This window comes from Rhizobium sp. GR12 (assembly GCF_036596185.1).
In the GTDB taxonomy this organism is placed as follows: Bacteria; Pseudomonadota; Alphaproteobacteria; order Rhizobiales; family Rhizobiaceae; genus Agrobacterium; species Agrobacterium nepotum.
In genome coordinates, this window is the sequence record NZ_JASXTH010000024.1 from 1 (window position 1) to 16,030 (window position 16,030).

At 59.3% G+C, this 16,030-nt stretch carries 18 protein-coding genes; 12 read left to right on the forward strand and 6 right to left on the reverse strand.

The window, feature by feature from the left end:
• Window positions 1-216: 216 nt before the first annotated feature.
• Window positions 217-1,419, reverse strand: coding sequence for a pyridoxal phosphate-dependent aminotransferase (locus QSK43_RS26130; RefSeq protein WP_045019190.1), 1,203 nt, complete (start codon window positions 1,417-1,419; stop codon window positions 217-219).
• Window positions 1,420-1,628: 209 nt separating this feature from the next.
• Between QSK43_RS26130 and QSK43_RS26135 the strand changes: the two genes are divergently transcribed.
• The 4 genes from QSK43_RS26135 to QSK43_RS26150 all read left to right on the forward strand — a co-directional run bounded on the left by QSK43_RS26135 (window position 1,629) and on the right by QSK43_RS26150 (window position 4,732).
• Entirely contained in the window at window positions 1,629-2,558 is a 930-nt protein-coding gene (locus tag QSK43_RS26135; RefSeq protein WP_332305904.1) for an EAL domain-containing protein, read from the forward strand.
• A gap of 146 nt (window positions 2,559-2,704) precedes the next feature.
• Window positions 2,705-3,016 (forward strand): hypothetical protein, encoded by a 312-nt coding sequence (locus QSK43_RS26140; protein WP_332305905.1) that lies wholly within the window; start codon window positions 2,705-2,707, stop codon window positions 3,014-3,016.
• 154 nt (window positions 3,017-3,170) lie between these two features.
• A complete protein-coding gene (locus tag QSK43_RS26145; protein ID WP_332305906.1) occupies window positions 3,171-4,073 on the forward strand; it encodes a DMT family transporter in 903 nt (300 codons plus the stop codon).
• A gap of 443 nt (window positions 4,074-4,516) precedes the next feature.
• On the forward strand, window positions 4,517-4,732 hold the full coding sequence (locus tag QSK43_RS26150; protein ID WP_003494703.1) for a cold-shock protein: 216 nt from the start codon (window positions 4,517-4,519) through the stop codon (window positions 4,730-4,732).
• Window positions 4,733-4,833: 101 nt separating this feature from the next.
• On the opposite strand, the gene QSK43_RS26155 is transcribed toward QSK43_RS26150, so the two are convergent.
• Window positions 4,834-5,478, reverse strand: a complete 645-nt coding sequence (locus QSK43_RS26155; RefSeq protein WP_332305925.1) for an MBL fold metallo-hydrolase — start codon at window positions 5,476-5,478, stop codon at window positions 4,834-4,836.
• A 232-nt stretch (window positions 5,479-5,710) separates the two neighbouring features.
• Here QSK43_RS26155 and QSK43_RS26160 point away from each other — a divergent pair, with 232 nt between their 5' ends.
• From QSK43_RS26160 to QSK43_RS26175, 4 genes are all read left to right on the forward strand, one after another.
• On the forward strand, window positions 5,711-6,316 hold the full coding sequence (locus QSK43_RS26160) for a DUF1236 domain-containing protein (protein ID WP_332305907.1): 606 nt from the start codon (window positions 5,711-5,713) through the stop codon (window positions 6,314-6,316).
• A gap of 221 nt (window positions 6,317-6,537) precedes the next feature.
• Window positions 6,538-7,080: a MarR family winged helix-turn-helix transcriptional regulator gene (locus QSK43_RS26165; protein WP_045019191.1), complete on the forward strand. Its 543-nt coding sequence runs from the start codon at window positions 6,538-6,540 to the stop codon at window positions 7,078-7,080.
• Between the two features lie 2 nt (window positions 7,081-7,082).
• Window positions 7,083-7,796: a response regulator transcription factor gene (locus QSK43_RS26170; RefSeq protein ID WP_332305926.1), complete on the forward strand. Its 714-nt coding sequence runs from the start codon at window positions 7,083-7,085 to the stop codon at window positions 7,794-7,796.
• 31 nt (window positions 7,797-7,827) lie between these two features.
• Window positions 7,828-9,207, forward strand: a complete 1,380-nt coding sequence (locus tag QSK43_RS26175) for an ATP-binding protein (protein WP_332305908.1) — start codon at window positions 7,828-7,830, stop codon at window positions 9,205-9,207.
• A gap of 80 nt (window positions 9,208-9,287) precedes the next feature.
• Here QSK43_RS26175 and QSK43_RS26180 read toward each other — a convergent pair whose 3' ends face one another.
• From QSK43_RS26180 to QSK43_RS26195, 4 genes are all read right to left on the reverse strand, one after another.
• Window positions 9,288-9,629: a tRNA-binding protein gene (locus QSK43_RS26180; protein WP_332305909.1), complete on the reverse strand. Its 342-nt coding sequence runs from the start codon at window positions 9,627-9,629 to the stop codon at window positions 9,288-9,290.
• Between the two features lie 22 nt (window positions 9,630-9,651).
• Complete coding sequence (gene proC, locus QSK43_RS26185; RefSeq protein WP_332305910.1) at window positions 9,652-10,470, reverse strand: pyrroline-5-carboxylate reductase; 819 nt, start codon at window positions 10,468-10,470, stop codon at window positions 9,652-9,654.
• Between the two features lie 2 nt (window positions 10,471-10,472).
• Window positions 10,473-10,973, reverse strand: coding sequence for a YbjN domain-containing protein (locus tag QSK43_RS26190; RefSeq protein WP_006311131.1), 501 nt, complete (start codon window positions 10,971-10,973; stop codon window positions 10,473-10,475).
• 431 nt (window positions 10,974-11,404) lie between these two features.
• Entirely contained in the window at window positions 11,405-11,668 is a 264-nt protein-coding gene (locus QSK43_RS26195; RefSeq protein ID WP_045018979.1) for an accessory factor UbiK family protein, read from the reverse strand.
• A gap of 310 nt (window positions 11,669-11,978) precedes the next feature.
• Between QSK43_RS26195 and lgt the strand changes: the two genes are divergently transcribed.
• The 4 genes from lgt (at window position 11,979) to QSK43_RS26215 (ending at window position 16,005) form a co-directional block, all read left to right on the forward strand.
• Entirely contained in the window at window positions 11,979-12,791 is an 813-nt protein-coding gene (gene lgt, locus QSK43_RS26200; protein ID WP_332305927.1) for a prolipoprotein diacylglyceryl transferase, read from the forward strand.
• Between the two features lie 15 nt (window positions 12,792-12,806).
• Window positions 12,807-13,907 carry a class I SAM-dependent methyltransferase gene (locus QSK43_RS26205; protein ID WP_332305911.1) on the forward strand — a complete coding sequence of 367 codons (1,101 nt, stop codon included), beginning with the start codon at window positions 12,807-12,809 and terminating at the stop codon, window positions 13,905-13,907.
• 150 nt (window positions 13,908-14,057) lie between these two features.
• Entirely contained in the window at window positions 14,058-14,852 is a 795-nt protein-coding gene (gene pgeF, locus QSK43_RS26210; RefSeq protein WP_045018986.1) for a peptidoglycan editing factor PgeF, read from the forward strand.
• Window position 14,853: 1 nt separating this feature from the next.
• On the forward strand, window positions 14,854-16,005 hold the full coding sequence (locus tag QSK43_RS26215) for a M24 family metallopeptidase (RefSeq protein ID WP_332305912.1): 1,152 nt from the start codon (window positions 14,854-14,856) through the stop codon (window positions 16,003-16,005).
• Window positions 16,006-16,030: the final 25 nt, after the last annotated feature.

The following is a 16,030-nucleotide window of genomic DNA, read 5'->3' on the forward strand; positions in this document are numbered from 1 at the left end:
GAAACAACAAAAGACCTCCGCCAGATGCAGTTCAACTGGGAGCGGATTTAAACCGGACAGTAGTGGGCTTGTCCCAAGGATCTAATCACATCCAAATAAATCTGGCGTTGCAGATGCTCGGGACAGGCCCGAGCATGACGGCAGAGAGCTTACGGGACTTTGAAACAAAAAAGCCCGGCATCGCTGCCGGGCTTCCTTCAAGATCGTATCAACCGATCAGCGGCAATCGGCGCAGAAGCGCTGGATGCGCTTGCAGGCTTCTTCAAGCAGCTCTTCCGACGTGGCGTAGGAAATGCGGAAGTTCGGGCCGAGGCCGAAAGCCGATCCCTGCACGACGGCGACGCCTTCGGCTTCCAGAAGCTCGGAGACGAAATCCACATCCGTTTCGATGACCTTGCCCGACGGCGCGGTCTTGCCGATCATGCCGGCGCAGGACGGATAGACGTAGAATGCGCCTTCCGGTGCCGGGCAATTGATGCCCTTGGCCTGGTTGAGCATGGAGACGACGAGATCACGACGGCCTTCGAAAATCTTCTTGTTGGCCGGAATGAAATCCTGCGTGCCGTTCAGCGCTTCGACAGCCGCCCATTGCGCAATCGAGCTGGCGCCCGAGGTCTGCTGGCCCTGGATCATGTCCATGGCCTTGATGAGCGGCAGCGGGCCGGCCGCATAGCCGATACGCCAGCCGGTCATGGCATAGGCCTTGGAGACGCCATTCATCGTCAGCGTGCGGTCGTAGAGCGAAGGCTCAACCTCGACCGGCGTGACGAATTTGAAATCGCCATAGGTCAGGTGCTCGTACATGTCGTCCGTCAGCACCCAGACATGCGGATGCTTGACGAGAACGTCCGTCAGCGCCTTCAGCTCGTCATGCGAATAGGCAGCGCCGGACGGGTTGGAAGGCGAGTTGAAAACGAACCACTTGGTCTTCGGCGTGATCGCCTTTTCAAGCGCTTCCGGCTTCAGCTTGAAATTGTCTTCAAGCGTGGTGTCGACGAAAACCGGCGTACCGCCGCAAATCGCCACCATTTCCGGATAGCTGACCCAGTAAGGCGCCGGAATGACGACTTCATCACCCGGGTTGAGGGTGGCCATGAAGGCGTTGAAAAGGATCTGCTTGCCGCCGGTGCCAACGATCGTCTGCTCCGGCTTGTAGTCCAGGCCGTTTTCGCGCTTGAACTTGTCGGCGATGGCCTTGCGCAGTTCCGGAATGCCGGAAACGGGCGTGTACTTCGTCTCGCCGCGCTTGATGGCGTCGATGGCGGCTTCCTTGATGTTTTCAGGCGTATCGAAATCCGGCTCGCCGGCGCCAAGGCTGATCACATCGCGGCCCTTCGCTTTAAGCTCGCGGGCTTTCTGGGTAACAGCGATGGTGGCGGATGGCTTTACGCGGGAGAGAATGTCGGCAAGGAAGGCCATTTTTAATCGGTCCTGTTGTGGTTGACATCGGCAGAGGCGGGAAAACTTGTCATCTGCGGCATTTTCTATGTCGAAAGACAGGCGGTCTTTCAAGGTCAAAAGCAGCATATGTGGCATGGAGAAGAATTTAAACCTTCCTTAACCCGGAAGTAACGCTTGATGCGCTAAAATCATCAGCTAGAGGTCGTCTCTCTATAGCTGGTGGAAAAATGGCGCCTAAAAGCATCTTTTCCAGTCTTGTCCGTGAGGTCGATGGCACATGGTCCACCGCCTACAGCACCTTCAACCTGAAATCTGCCCTGCAGCCCATCTTTCGCCGAACGATGAACGGCACGCTCGACATCGATTCCTTCGAGGGTCTGGTGCGTCCCCACCGCAACGGCGAGCCGGTGACGCCGGGTGAATTTTTCTCGCTGGTGGAGCCGGACGATATCGAGAATATCGACAGCATCCTGCGCACGATCCACATTCTCAATACCGGCAGGCTCAATCGGTCCCGCGCCCGCATCTTCGTCAACTTCCATCCGGGCCTGTTCCAGACCCCGGCCAAGATGCGCCAGGAGGTAGAGCGCATGCGCCTTACCGCCCACGAGGCCGGCATGACGGCGGACCGCATCGTCTGCGAAATCTCGGAGAAAAAAGCGTCCGACACGCAGATGGTGGCCGACTTTGCCTACCATATGCACGACATCGGCTTTCGCGTGGCGCTGGATGACTATGGCGCCGGCGATTCCGACATTGACCGGGTGAAGCTCATCAAGCCCGACTACGTGAAATTCGAAGCGGGCTGGGTACGTGATTTCATGCAGAATTCGGCGGGCGCCGCCCTTCTGCGCGTCATCGTCAGCCAGTTCCGTGACGATGGAATAGAGCCGGTGTTCGAAGGGCTGGAAACCGGCTGGCAGGTGGATATCTGCGAGGAAGTCGGCGTCCTGTTGATGCAGGGTTACGCGCTGGCAAAACCCGAACTCGCGCCGACAAGTTTCGACACACGTTTTCCGGAACTCGGCAGCGGCTATTTCTCCCCTCTGCCAAGGTCAGACAGGAGCGCAGCGTCACCGGCATTTGTGCGGGAAGAACGATCCGCAGAGCCGCATACCCCGCGCCAGATTAGAACCTTTGGAAAACGCGGCCTTTGACGCCATTTTAGAGCGAAACAGGCCCGCAACCGGCTCCGCCACAATATCGCCGCAATAAATGCTGCGGAACGCCTGAATTCGGTCTCCAAGCCGTCCATTTCGAAGCCTCTTTTGTCCTTCGACAACAGCGACAAGAGGCGATCGCCATGTTTACCAACGACAGGACTTCGGTTGAAAGGTTAAGGGCGCAAAGAACGCTGTTTTCCCTCTGGATGGCAATTGCAGCCTTTCTTGTCGTCATTACCATGGCCGCCGGGATCGCGACCTCGGCCGATGCCGCCGTTCAGGCGGTCGACACCCTGCACACATCCGCCATTCCGCAGGTGGCGGCAACCTCGCAGGCAGGCGGGCACCTGCTGCTCATCGTCTTTTCGGCCGCGGCCTTCATCGGCCTCGGCATCGGCGGCCTGACACTCACCCGGAGAAGCCTGAAGGACGAGGCCCGCCGCTACAAATAAGCGGCGCTGTCCTCGACTTGCAGCGTCGGCATGTTGCTGCTAAAGCACCCGGGAAACCGTCGTCCGAAAATCATGGTTCGACATTTCAAAAATTCCCCGAATTGCCAGGGCCGCGACGGAGTGATCCCCCGGCCCCGCTGTGCTGGTGCCAATCATGACGCGTATTCAGGCCAATATGCTGCTTCTGCTCGCCGCAGCAATTTGGGGAGGCGGCTTCGTCGCACAATCCTCCGCCATGACCTCGATCGGCCCGTTCTGGTTCGTCGGCCTGCGTTTCGCCATTGCCGCAATCGCCGTGGCGCCATTCGCCGTGATGGAAACCCGTTCGAAAAAGTCTGCGCCGCGCCGCAAGGAAATCGGCGGCTTCATCCTCGTGGGCCTCGCGCTGTTCGGCGGCGCCACCACCCAGCAGGTCGGGCTTTTGACCACGACCGTCACCAATTCCAGCTTCCTGACCGGGCTTTACGTCATCTTCGTGCCCGTTATCGCCGTCGTCCTTTACCGGCGCCATCCCCACTGGATCATCTGGCCCTGCGCCCTGATGATGCTGGGCGGCATATTCCTGCTTTCCGGCGGTGCATTCGAGACGCTGACACGGGGCGATATTCTCAGCATCATCTGCGCCTTCTTCTGGGCGATCCAGATCACGCTCGCCGGACGTTTCGTCTCCGAGAGCGGGCGGCCTCTCGCGCTTTCCTGCACCCAGTTCGCAATTTGCTCTCTCCTGAGTTGCATGATCGGCCTTGCGGTCGAACCCATCAGCATGGCGTCCATAGAGGGATCGCTGGCGGAAATTCTCTATGTCGGCCTCGTATCTTCAGGCCTCGCCTTCGTCCTGCAGGTCGTTGCCCAGCGTTACACAACGGCGCCACAGGCCGCGATATTTCTCTCGTCAGAGGCGCTTTTCGGCGCTTTGCTGGCCTCGGTGTTCCTGAAAGAAACCATTTCCAGCGCCGGTTATATCGGCTGCGTGATCATTTTCGTCGCCATATTGATCGTGGAACTGGTGCCGGAACTGGCGCGCAAGCGGCAAAAAACCATCGCTGGAACGGCCTGAGGCGAAAGAACCAATTTTTCTCTTTTCAGGAAAAATCTCGCCCCCGCATTCAAAATTTTACCGTGAAAACCGAACGCGACCGGCAATTATTTCATCAATTATCAAATATGCAGAAAAAATGTGCGACTACGCACGTTAATTCTACCGCAGGTTTTTATCTGACAAAAAGCCCGCGAAAACTTTTGCTTGCCAATTTTCTATAAACGCAGCAATCTACCGCCGTTCGGGCAATTTGCGAGCATGGGAAGGCCTATAATTTTGCGCACCGGGGACGCTATAAACCTCGGGCGGTGGGACGAAAAACGTTGGATGAGAACGCCATTACTTCCCGCTGTGAAGGTCCTTTTTCTCAATAGTCAAGAACTGCCTGCCAACGCCCTTGCGGGGCAAAACTGTAATGCTGCCTGTAGCTGAACGCGGGCGGAGCGAAAAGGACCTGATGCATGGCCGAAACTGGCACCGTAAAATTCTTTAACACAGACAAAGGCTTCGGCTTCATCAAGCCAGACAATGGTGGCGCTGATATCTTTGTTCACATCTCTGCTGTACAGGCTTCCGGCCTGTCCGGACTTTCAGAAAATCAGAAAGTGAGCTTCGACACGGAACCGGATCGTCGCGGCAAGGGCCCGAAGGCAGTCAATCTGCAGATTGCTGGCTAACCCTATAACGACTTTCTTTTCTAGTTGAAGCCCGGCAGGAATGCCGGGTTTTTTTGTGTCTGGTCGATCCGCATCATATGCGCCGGATATGCGCCGGAAACTCAGATCCCCTTGAGATAGAGGTTGGTCCGCCGCTCTTCGCCCAGCCGACCTCCGGGGCCATGGCCGCAAATAAAACCGACCTCATCGCCGAGCGGCAGCAGCTTGTCGCGAATGGATGCCATCAATTGCTCATGGTTTCCGCCCGGAAGGTCCGTGCGCCCCACCGAACCTGCAAACAGGACGTCGCCGACATGGGCGAATTGCTGGTCGCGATTATAATAGATGACGTGGCCGGGGGCATGGCCCGGGCAATGGTAGACCTCAAACACATGCTCCCCGAAGGAAACCCTGTCGCCCTCATTCAGCCATTTGTCCGGCAAAACGTTCTGAAGACCGCTGATGCCGTATTTTTCGGCCTGCGTCTCGATCCTCTCGAGCAGCGGCCGGTCGTCCTCATGCGGGCCGATCACTGGCAGCGAGAGCTTTTCGCGCAATTCCTTGGCGCCGCCGGCATGGTCGAGATGGCCGTGCGTCAGCCAGATTTCCTTGAGCGTGATACCGTTTTCGGAAACCACCTGAAGAATGACATCCACATCCCCACCGGGATCGACGACGACGCCTTCCTTCGTGTCCTCATCGAAGAGAATGGTACAGTTCTGCTCGAACGGCGTGACCGGAATAATGCCCGCCTGCAATTTTCCCATATCCCGCGTCTCCCTGTCTGACAATCTGGCCTCCTATAGCCTGCGACCGGTTCCGGCACAATGGCGACGGAAAAGGTGTTGCTTTTCAGGAGCCTCGGCCACCTTGAAAAAATCGATAAAATTCAATGGCATAATGGAAACATTTCGGCCGGGATCGTGAGTTTTCCCGAAAAATGTGGAACGCCCGGGTGGCTATCACGTTTTAGTTCCAGTCTTGAAAGGAGTGAGACACATGGACAAGACGCTAAAAATGCTCATGGCTGGCGGCGCTTTCGCCTTGATGGCCGGCTTTGCAAACGCCGCCATGGTCGCCACCACCGCATCGGATGTTTCCGTTCGCTCAGGCCCCGGTGAAGACTACCCCGAAGTCGGGCTTGCCACCCGTGGCAGCAATGCGGTTCTGGACGGTTGCATGGAAGGCAGCAGCTGGTGCCGCATCCAGGTCAACGGTCTGCGTGGCTGGGCGCATGCCGAGTACCTGAACGTTCTGTATGAAGGCTCTCCGGTCATTCTCGAGGAGCGCCGCACGGAACTCAGCGTGCCGGTTGTGACATACGAGAAAACGTCGAGCGTGCAGGCCGAACCCAATCCCGGCGACCCGAACCTCGGTCGTGTCGGCGATGTGGACATTACTCCACCGGAATCGGTGATAACTTACATGGATGAGCACCCTGCGGACACCGTCACCTTCGATGGCGATGTGGTCGTCGGCAGCACCCTGCCCTCCGATACACGGCTCGTCGAAATTCCGGACTACCAGTATCGTTATGTCCGGGTGAACGACGTGCCGGTTCTGGTCGAACCATCGACGCGCCGGATCGTCTACGTCTATCAGTAGAGGCAACCGGTATTCTCACCGTCGGATCGATGACGACGGCATCAAACCAATGAAGAGCGCGGGCTTGCCGCGCTCTTTTCTATTTGCGGTAAAGGCCGCTCAGGTTTCCAGTTGCACCGGCACCCGCAGCATATTATCCACCGCAACAGAAAATGATCAGCGGCATTCTCCCGAGCGGACGCATTTTCGGCTATGTTTACAGAATATTGGCGCATCGACGTATGTCAGCCGCAGAATATGAAGGAACCGCAGTGCCACCGCAATCGCTCAAAACCGCAGCCACCAGGCAGACACCGGCACTTCCGAAGCCAGCACTCCCGAAGGTTGACGACGGCAAGATCGACTTCGACACGATAGAGGCGCTGTTTTTCGCCTATCGCGATTTCGTCTCCGATCCCGATGTCATTCTGTCGAAACTGGAATATGGACGGGCGCACCATCGAGTGGTCTATTTCGTCAGCAGGCAGCCCGGCATGACGGTGGCGGATCTGCTCGACACCCTGCAGATTACCAAACAGAGCCTTGCCCGCGTGCTCAAGCAGTTGATCGACGATGGTTATATCCGCCAGATGGCAGGCCCCGAAGACCGCCGCCAGCGCAGGCTCTATCCGACGCTGACGGGGCGCGAACTGGCGCTGGCGCTGAGCGAGCCGCAATCGCGGCGGATCGACCGCGCGCTGGAAGGGCTTGGACCCGACGCCCGCGCCTGCATCCGCCAATTTCTGGCACAGATGCGCAGCCCGGCGCCGGCGGAAGGTGAATGACGATGGCCACAGCGACGACAAAGCTTCCACCGACGGATGACGATGCTGCCCACCTGCTGATCGTCGATGACGACGCCCGCATTCGCAATCTTCTGCAACGCTTTCTGAGCGACAAGGGATACCGCATTACCGTCGCCGCAGATGCGGCCGAAGCCCGACGCAAGATGGTCGGCATCCGTTTCGACCTCCTTATTCTCGACGTCATGATGCCCGGGGAAAACGGGCTTTCGCTCACCCGCTCGCTGAACGAGAACAAATCCGTGCCGGTCATTCTCCTGACCGCCCGCTCGGAAGCGGATTCCCGGATCGAGGGGCTGGAGGCCGGCGCGGATGATTATCTCGCCAAGCCGTTCGATCCGCGCGAGCTTGTCCTGCGCATCAACAATATCCTGCGGCGCAACACCTCGCCCGATACGCCCAAGATCGAGCAGATCATGTTCGGCCCCTACAGCTTCTCCATTCCCAAAAAGGAATTGCGGCGCGGGCCTGAAACGATCCGCCTGACGGATCGCGAACAGGAGATCATGCTGCTTTTTGCGTTGCGCGCCGGCGACACCATTCCACGGCACGAACTGGTCGAAGCGGAATCGGAAGTGGGCGAAAGAACCATCGACGTGCAGATCAACCGCCTTCGCCGCAAGATCGAGGACGACCCTGCCAACCCGGTCTATCTGCAAACGGTACGCGGCATCGGCTACCGGCTGAGCGTGGACTGACACAAGCACCAACGAAAGGCGGGCTGACGGCATGGCGAGCCTCGATTTTCTGAGCACGGTTAAAAGAAGCGGCATAGCGAAGGCCTGGCGCATGTTCGGCAGATCGCTTCGCCACTGGCTGCCCACCGGGCTTTACACACGTTCACTGCTTATCATCATCCTGCCGATGATCCTGCTTCAGGGCATCGTCGCCGCCGTCTTCATGGAGCGCCACTGGCAGCTGGTGACGGAGCGCCTCTCCTCCGCCGTGACGCGCGATATCGCCGCGATCATCGAGCTTCTGCAAACCGATGAGGAAGAAGACGACTATCAGCGCGTTATCCGCATCGCCCGCGAGAAGCTGGGTCTCAGCGTCTATATCGAACCAAAGGCGGATCTACCGGCCCCAAGGCCCGAGCCATTATTTTCCATTCTGGACACGATCCTCGCCAGTCAGTTGACCCAGCAAATCGGCCGGCCGTTCTGGATCGATACCTATGGCAATGGTTCGCTGGTCGAAATCCGCGTCCAGCTTGAGGACAAGACGCTGCGCGTCTTCACCAGCCGCAGCGCGGCCTATGCCTCCAACACCCATATCTTCCTTGTCTGGATGGTCGGCGCATCGCTGGTTCTGATCGCCATTTCCATCCTGTTCCTGCGCGGGCAGATCAAGCCCATCGAAGCGCTCGCCAAGGCAGCCGAGGATTTCGGCAAGGGCCAGAGGATCAGCGCCTATTCCCCACGCGGCGCGGACGAGGTGCGGCGGGCCGGCCTCGCCTTCATATTGATGCGCGAACGCATCGAGCGGCAGATGGAACAGCGCACCGCCATGCTGAATGGCGTCAGCCATGACCTGCGCACCATCCTCACCCGCTTCAAGCTGCAACTTGCCCTGGCGGGTGACAATCCGGACATCGAGGGCCTGGACAAGGATGTCGAGGACATGCAGTCGATGCTGGAGGCCTATCTCACCTTTGCCCGCACCGATGTCGAGGAGGATGTCGGCACACTGGAGCTTCCGGAGCTTCTGGAAAAAATCGACCATGATTTTGAGTTGCACGGCAAGAAATTCAGCTACGAGCTTTATAATATCGAACGGATCATCGCGCGTCCCAACGCCCTCTCCCGCCTCGTCGCCAATCTGGCGGAGAATGCACGGCGCTACGCCGGCAAACTCCATGTCGACATCCGCAAGGCGCCGCGCTCCATCGTCATGACCTTCGATGATGACGGGCCAGGCATTCCGGAAACGGCACGGGAGGATGTCTTCAAGCCGTTCTTCCGGCTGGACGAGGCGCGCAACCTCAACGCCTCGGGCACGGGGCTCGGCCTCTCCATCGTCCGCGACATCGCCCGCAGCCATGGCGGCGACGTGTCGCTGCACGACAGCCCGATGGGCGGATTGCGGGTGATCGTGAAAATACCGGCGTAGAACACCGGACCGGAAACGTAGCGCAGTCTTCGGAAAATCCGGTATTCAAACCAAAAGGTCGAGCGGAAAGAGGTGCTCTCTCAGCACATCTTCTCGCCGTTCGGCACCGGCCGCTCGACGGCGGCAAGCACGATGTCGCCGTTGCCATCGGCAAAACCCAGCGTCAGAACCTCGGAACGGAACGGGCCGATCTGACGCGGCGGAAAATTCACCACGCCCAGCACTTGCCGACCGACAAGGCTTTCCGGCGTATAATGCACCGTGATTTGCGCCGAAGATTTCTTGATGCCGATCTCCGGTCCGAAATCGATCTTCACCTTGATTGCGGGCTTGCGCGCTTCCAGAAAAGGCTCCGCTTCGACAATGGTGCCGACGCGAATATCGACTTTCTCGAAATCGGCATAGGAAATTTCACCGCTCATGTCCCGCTCCCGCCAGCCCGCTTCAACCAGCCAGTTCTTCGGCGCGTTTTTTCGCCGCAGCGATCGCCTTGTCGAACAGGGGCTGCATGCCGTCTTCGGCCATCAGCACTGAAAGTGCGGCGGCCGTCGTGCCGCCCGGTGAAGTCACGTTCTGGCGCAGGCGCGCCGCCTCGTCTGGGGATTGATGCAGCAGCTCGCCCGCACCGGCCACGGTTTCGCGCGCCAGGCGCATAGCTATGTCAGCCGGAAGACCCGCCTTGCGGCCAGCTTCCGCCATGCATTCCACCAGATAGAAAACATAGGCCGGGCCACTTCCCGAAACCGCTGTCACCGCGTCGATATCGCTTTCGGTTTCCACCCATTCGACCGGACCGCTGACCTTCAGCAACCCGTCCACCACGGCTTTGAGCGCCGGCGTCACCAACTCATTGGCATAGGCCCCCGTCACACCGCGACCCACCATGGCGGGTGTGTTCGGCATCGCCCGTACGGCGGCAACCGCACCGAAATGCGAGAGGAAAGTCCCGATAGTGGTACCGGCCGCGATCGAAACGACGACGGTATCTGAACCCAGCAAGGACTTGAGGGAAGGCAGCACGGCCTCCATCATCTGCGGCTTTACCGCCACGAAAAGAATGCCAGCCTTAACGCCAGCAGGAACGCTTTCGCTATGCGTGGCGCCGGCCTCCGCAATCGTCGCGCGCATGGCGTCGGAGGGACGCGGATCGATAACGACCACCTGCGATCCCGCCACGCCTTTTTTCAGCCAGCCCGAAAGCAGAGCGCCGCCCATATTGCCCGCTCCCACGAGGACGAGCGGACCGGAAGCCTTGTAGACCATGCTCAAGCTTCTCCGACGGTCTCGAACATGACCGCTTCAATTGCACTTTTCGCATCCAGTCCCGACCAGACGACGAACTGGAATGCCTGATAATATTGTTCGCAAGCCTCAAGCGCGCTGGAAAGCAGCACTTCCACCTGCTGGTTGTTCGGTTCGGCGCCACCGGCCAGAAGCAGGGACTGGCGGAAAATCACCACGTCTTCCTGCCGCCACAGATCGAAGTGACCCATCAGCACCTGGCCGTTGACCTGCGACAGCAGGCGAATGACTTCATTGACGCGCTGGTCGGGCACCTTGATGTCGAAGGCGCAGGCCAGATGCAGCGCCTCGAAGTCTTCCATCCACGAAAAGGAAACGTGATAATCGGCCCAATGGCCAGCCACCGTCATGGCGATCTCGTCTTCGCCGGAACGCTCGAACGACCAGTCGTTCGAGGCGGCGACAATCTCGATCATGTCCACGGGATTGGACTGGCGCTCAATTTCAAATTCTATCAGGCTCATGCGGCACCTTCTCATCCGGTATGGATGTTCTGTTTTGAACGCCGGGCACAAAACGCACACACAAACCGGATTCAATACTTGAGACGATTGCCCGACACCAACAGAGTTAACACATTCACCCTGTGTGGAGCTTACCAGGTTCGTTTCGAATCATCATTTAAAATCAGTGTATAATGGCCGAGTCCTGCTGCCACCCCTCAGGCGCCATTTTTGCTTTTTGAGCAGTGGATATCTTCTCCCCCATCACCTCAGGCGAGATACATAACCGACTCTGGCAATTGCGTTTTTTGGCAGTGTCCACAGGCCTCAAAAAATTAACGATAGAGGCCGATCCGGATCGACCGGGAATAATTTCGGGCCACATGACCCACAAACAAAAAGTCCCGGAATCGCAGGCGATCCGGGACCTGTCAGGAAAAAGCGCTACAGAATCAGTCCTTGGCGGCCGAAAGCTTCGCTTCCAGAGCCTCGATGCGGGCGCGCAGCGCATCGTTTTCATCGCGCGCCTTGATGGCCATTTCGCGCACGGCCTCGAATTCCTCGCGCCGTACCACGTCCAGGCTGTTCAGCCAGCGGTCCGTCTGCGCATGAAAGGCGGCTTCCGCTTCCTTGCGCACGCCCTGCGCCGCGCCCGCCGCATCGGTCATCAGCTTGGCGAATTCATCCAGAATACGATTGGTGCCTGTCGTGCTCATGGCGCTGTTCCTTCGTCGGTTCAGGGAGCATTCCTTCCCTGCTGTTGATGCCTTTCAGGTAGGCACTCGACAGCCGCCTTGCAAGCGAAATCGAAAAATCGCAAGCCGTGGCGATGGCCTTCCGCGTCTCGAAGCCCCTCCCAAAGAATCACCTTGACCGCCGCTGCGGCAATCGCCATTTTCCTTGGCGTCAGGGAGACCGGTGAGCATCATCGCCCGGCCCCTTTGAGGCAATGGATCATTCCGTTGTCCGCCCAGCAACGATGACGGAATATACGGATTGTTAGCCGCTCCCACCCAACTTGCCATCATGCCATTTCCGAACATCGATCCGATTGCCCTGTCCATCGGGCCCTTGGCGATCCACTGGTATGGCATCGCCTATGTCGCCGGCATCATGCTCGGCTGGTTTTATGCCCGCCGCCTTACCCTGACGGCTCGCCTTTGGCCGAACGACACCTCCCCGATCTCGGCACAGCATCTTGACGATTTCATCCTGTGGGCGGCCGGCGGCATCGTGCTTGGCGGGCGTATCGGCTACATCCTGTTTTACGATCTTGGCGCCGTCGCCGCCAATCCCATAAGGGCGCTCGAAATATGGAACGGCGGCATGTCGTTCCATGGCGGCCTGATCGGCACGACCGTCGCCATGATCCTCTTTGCCCGCAAGAACGGCATCCCGGTCTGGAGCATGTTCGACGTCGTCGCAGCCGTCGCGCCCATCGGTCTGCTGTTCGGGCGTATCGCCAATTTCATCAACGGCGAATTGTGGGGCCGTATCGCCGACGTTCCCTGGGCGGTCGTATTCCCGACCGGCGGTCCGTTTGCGCGGCACCCGAGCCAGCTTTACGAAGCAGGCCTCGAAGGCGTCGTGCTCGTCGCCATTCTGGCGGTGGCCATCTACGCCTTCAAGGCGCTGAAAACACCCGGCATCGTCACCGGCATCTTCGTCTGCGGTTATGCGCTGTCGCGTATCTTCGTGGAATTCTTCCGCGAGCCGGATGCCCAGATCGGTTATCTCGCCGGCAACTGGCTGACTATGGGCATGGTGCTCTCGACGCCGATGTTCCTTCTGGGCCTCTGGGCGGTCCTGCGTGCACGCCGCACGAAACAAAGCGCCTAAGCGGTATGGCCTGCCATGACGACACCGCTTGCGCAACGTATCAAATCCCTTATCCGGCTCAACGGTCCGCTCAGCGTCACCGATTTCTTCTCGCTTTGCCTCGCCGATCCTGAACACGGTTATTACCGGAGCAGAGAACCCTTCGGTCGTTCGGGCGATTTCATCACCGCGCCGGAGGTCAGCCAGCTTTTCGGCGAAATGCTCGGCGTTTTCGTGGTTCATGCCTGGCAGCGGCACGGCGCGCCCACAGAGACCCGGCTGGTGGAAATCGGTCCCGGCCGCGGCACCATGATGTCCGACATGCTGCGCGTCATCCGCCGCATCGCACCGCCGCTTTACGAGACGATGCGGGTGCATCTGGTGGAGACCAGCCCTCGCCTGTCGACCATCCAGAAAGAAACGCTCGCCCCGCATGGCGACCGGCTGGCATGGCACGAAAGTTTCGACGATGTGCCGGAGGGCTTCCTGCTTGTCGTCGCCAACGAGCTTTTCGACGCCATCCCCATCCGGCAATTCGTCAGGACGCCGCAGGGTTTTCGCGAACGCGTCGTCAGCCTCGATGCAAATGACGAACTCGTCTTCTCGACGGGGCTTGCCAGCATCGATCCGACACTGCTTCCGCCCCTGCCCGAGCAGCAGCCGCTCGGCACCATATTCGAGATTTCACCCGCCCGTGAGGCCGTGATGACGGCTATCTGCCAGCGCCTGTCCGCATATGGTGGCACGGCGCTCGCCATCGATTACGGCCATCTGGTCGCCGGATTTGGCGACACATTGCAGGCCATGCGCGACCACGCCTTCGACCCGCCGCTTTTACATCCCGGCGAAGCCGATCTGACCAGTCATGTCGATTTCGAAAGCCTCGTCAGGACAGCCGAGGCAACCGGCGTACACGTCAATGGCACCCTGCGGCAAGGCGACTTTCTCTATGGTCTCGGCCTCAAGGAGCGGGCAGCCGCTCTTGCCGCCAAGGCGACACCCGACCAGACGCTTGAAATCGCCGAAGCAGTCAACCGCCTCGCCGGCGAAGGAGCCGGCAGGATGGGGGAACTTTTCAAGGTCATCGCCGTTTCAAGTCCCGCACTCCATCTCCTGCCGTTTCGCACGGTGGATTGACAGTGCAATCACCTCTGGGCCAACATCGGCCCCAGAACGAAGCAGACGCACTGCATCAGACAAACGTCGCGCAACGCCGCGGCACCAGGAAACATCTCGCTCAACGCATCCCACTGGCAACAGCGACATTCTCCAAGGAACTCCCGCACCATGCAGAACGAAACGCTGCCGCTCCCGATCCAGAGCCCCCTGCTCGCCGCCTTGAGTGAAAACCGCGTCCGCCACGGTTTTTTCACCCGGCAGGGCGGTGTCTCGCAGGGCCTTTACGAGGGCCTAAATGTCGGCCTCGGCTCGAAAGACGAACCGGAGCTGGTACATGAAAACCGCCGGCGCGTCACGCAATGGTTCGGTGTTTCGGCAGAGCGCCTTGCCACCGTGCACCAGATCCATTCCCCTGACGTGCTTGTGGTCGATGAAAGCTATGACGGCAGCCGCCCACAGGCCGATGCGATGGTGACGGCGACGCCGGGTTTCGTGCTCGGCGTGTTGAGCGCCGATTGCGGCCCGATTCTTTTTGCTGACGCCGAAGCGGGCGTTGTTGGTGCCGCCCATGCCGGCTGGAAGGGCGCATTGTTCGGCGTACTCGAAAACACAATCGAGACCATGAGGAAACTGGGCGCCAATCGCGAACGCATCACCGCCTCGCTCGGCCCCTCCATCAGCCAGGCCAATTATGAAGTCGGGCCGGAATATGTGGCGCGCTTCACCGATTTCGATCCCGCCTATGCGGCCTATTTCACCGCCTCTGACAAAGGCGGACATGCGCTGTTCGACCTCAAGCAATTTACGGTGGATCGTCTGGTCAACGCGGGCGTGAGGGCGGAAAACCTCGGCCTCTGCACCTATCCCGACGAAGACCGCTTCTACTCCTACCGCCGCACGACCCACCGGGCCGAACCCGATTATGGGCGGCAGATTTCCGCAATCGCAATTCTGGAGGACTGACATGGCCCTGCATTTCGAGCTTTCGGAATTCGATGCCCGCCGCGAACGGCTGATTGCCAAAATGACCGAGGAGAAGCTGGACGCCATTCTGCTTTTCGCCCAGGAGAGCATGTACTGGCTGACCGGTTACGACACGTTCGGCTACTGCTTCTTCCAGACGCTGGTGGTCAAATCGGACGGCTCAATGACGCTTCTGACCCGCTCGGCGGACATGCGGCAGGCCCGCAACACCTCGACGATCGACAATATTCTCATCTGGGTCGACAGGCCCAATGCCGACCCGACGCTCGATCTTAAAAACCTCCTCAGCGATCTCGATCTCCTTGGCGCCAAGATCGGCGTGGAATACGACACCCACGGCATGACCGGACGTGTCGCCCGCCTGCTGGACAACCAGCTTGCCAGCTTCTGCCAGATGATCGACGCCTCCTATCTGGTCAGCACCCTGCGGCTCACCAAAAGCCCCGCCGAGATCGCTTATGCGAAGAATGCGGGCAGGCTCGCCGACGATGCTCTGGACGCGGCTTTGGAACTCATCAAGCCGGGCGCGGACGAAGCCGCGATCCTCTCGGCAATGCAGGGCGCGGTCCTGGCCGGCGGCGGCGATTATCCCGCCAATGAATTCATCATCGGCTCCGGCGCAGATGCGCTGCTGTGCCGTTACAAGGCCGGTCGCCGCAGGCTCGACACCAAGGATCAGCTGACGCTGGAATGGGCCGGTGTGAGCGCCCACTACCATGCCGCAATGATGCGCACGGTGGTGATCGGCGAACAGGATTTTCGCCAGAAGGAGCTTTACAGCGCCTGCCTGCAAAACCTCACCGCCATCGAGGACGTTTTGCAGCCCGGCAAGACCTTCGGCGATGTCTTCGACGTGCATGCCCGCGTCATGGACGAACGCGGCTTGACCCGCCACCGGCTGAACTCCTGTGGTTATTCGCTGGGCGCGCGTTTCTCCCCGTCATGGATGGAGCATCAGATGTTCCACGCCGGCAATCCGCAGGAGATCACACGCGACATGACACTGTTCGTGCATATGATCGTGATGGATTCCGATTCCGGTACCGCCATGACGCTCGGCCAGACCTATCTGACCACGGATGGCGCACCGGAGCCTCTCTCCCGTCACAGCCTCGATCTTCTCACAGCTTAAATCGCCGCCGGGTTTGACAGAGCGG

What these genes read in the sequence shown, in the direction of transcription:
- QSK43_RS26130 (WP_045019190.1), bottom strand. Translation starts at nt 1,419, where the DNA reads ATGGCCTTCCTTGCCGACATTCTCTCCCGCGTAAAGCCATCCGCCACC.
- QSK43_RS26135 (WP_332305904.1), top strand. Translation starts at nt 1,629, where the DNA reads ATGGCGCCTAAAAGCATCTTTTCCAGTCTTGTCCGTGAGGTCGATGGC.
- QSK43_RS26140 (WP_332305905.1), top strand. Translation starts at nt 2,705, where the DNA reads ATGTTTACCAACGACAGGACTTCGGTTGAAAGGTTAAGGGCGCAAAGA.
- QSK43_RS26145 (WP_332305906.1), top strand. Translation starts at nt 3,171, where the DNA reads ATGACGCGTATTCAGGCCAATATGCTGCTTCTGCTCGCCGCAGCAATT.
- QSK43_RS26150 (WP_003494703.1), top strand. Translation starts at nt 4,517, where the DNA reads ATGGCCGAAACTGGCACCGTAAAATTCTTTAACACAGACAAAGGCTTC.
- QSK43_RS26155 (WP_332305925.1), bottom strand. Translation starts at nt 5,478, where the DNA reads ATGGGAAAATTGCAGGCGGGCATTATTCCGGTCACGCCGTTCGAGCAG.
- QSK43_RS26160 (WP_332305907.1), top strand. Translation starts at nt 5,711, where the DNA reads ATGGACAAGACGCTAAAAATGCTCATGGCTGGCGGCGCTTTCGCCTTG.
- QSK43_RS26165 (WP_045019191.1), top strand. Translation starts at nt 6,538, where the DNA reads ATGTCAGCCGCAGAATATGAAGGAACCGCAGTGCCACCGCAATCGCTC.
- QSK43_RS26170 (WP_332305926.1), top strand. Translation starts at nt 7,083, where the DNA reads ATGGCCACAGCGACGACAAAGCTTCCACCGACGGATGACGATGCTGCC.
- QSK43_RS26175 (WP_332305908.1), top strand. Translation starts at nt 7,828, where the DNA reads ATGGCGAGCCTCGATTTTCTGAGCACGGTTAAAAGAAGCGGCATAGCG.
- QSK43_RS26180 (WP_332305909.1), bottom strand. Translation starts at nt 9,629, where the DNA reads ATGAGCGGTGAAATTTCCTATGCCGATTTCGAGAAAGTCGATATTCGC.
- proC (WP_332305910.1), bottom strand. Translation starts at nt 10,470, where the DNA reads ATGGTCTACAAGGCTTCCGGTCCGCTCGTCCTCGTGGGAGCGGGCAAT.
- QSK43_RS26190 (WP_006311131.1), bottom strand. Translation starts at nt 10,973, where the DNA reads ATGAGCCTGATAGAATTTGAAATTGAGCGCCAGTCCAATCCCGTGGAC.
- QSK43_RS26195 (WP_045018979.1), bottom strand. Translation starts at nt 11,668, where the DNA reads ATGAGCACGACAGGCACCAATCGTATTCTGGATGAATTCGCCAAGCTG.
- lgt (WP_332305927.1), top strand. Translation starts at nt 11,979, where the DNA reads ATGCCATTTCCGAACATCGATCCGATTGCCCTGTCCATCGGGCCCTTG.
- QSK43_RS26205 (WP_332305911.1), top strand. Translation starts at nt 12,807, where the DNA reads ATGACGACACCGCTTGCGCAACGTATCAAATCCCTTATCCGGCTCAAC.
- pgeF (WP_045018986.1), top strand. Translation starts at nt 14,058, where the DNA reads ATGCAGAACGAAACGCTGCCGCTCCCGATCCAGAGCCCCCTGCTCGCC.
- QSK43_RS26215 (WP_332305912.1), top strand. Translation starts at nt 14,854, where the DNA reads ATGGCCCTGCATTTCGAGCTTTCGGAATTCGATGCCCGCCGCGAACGG.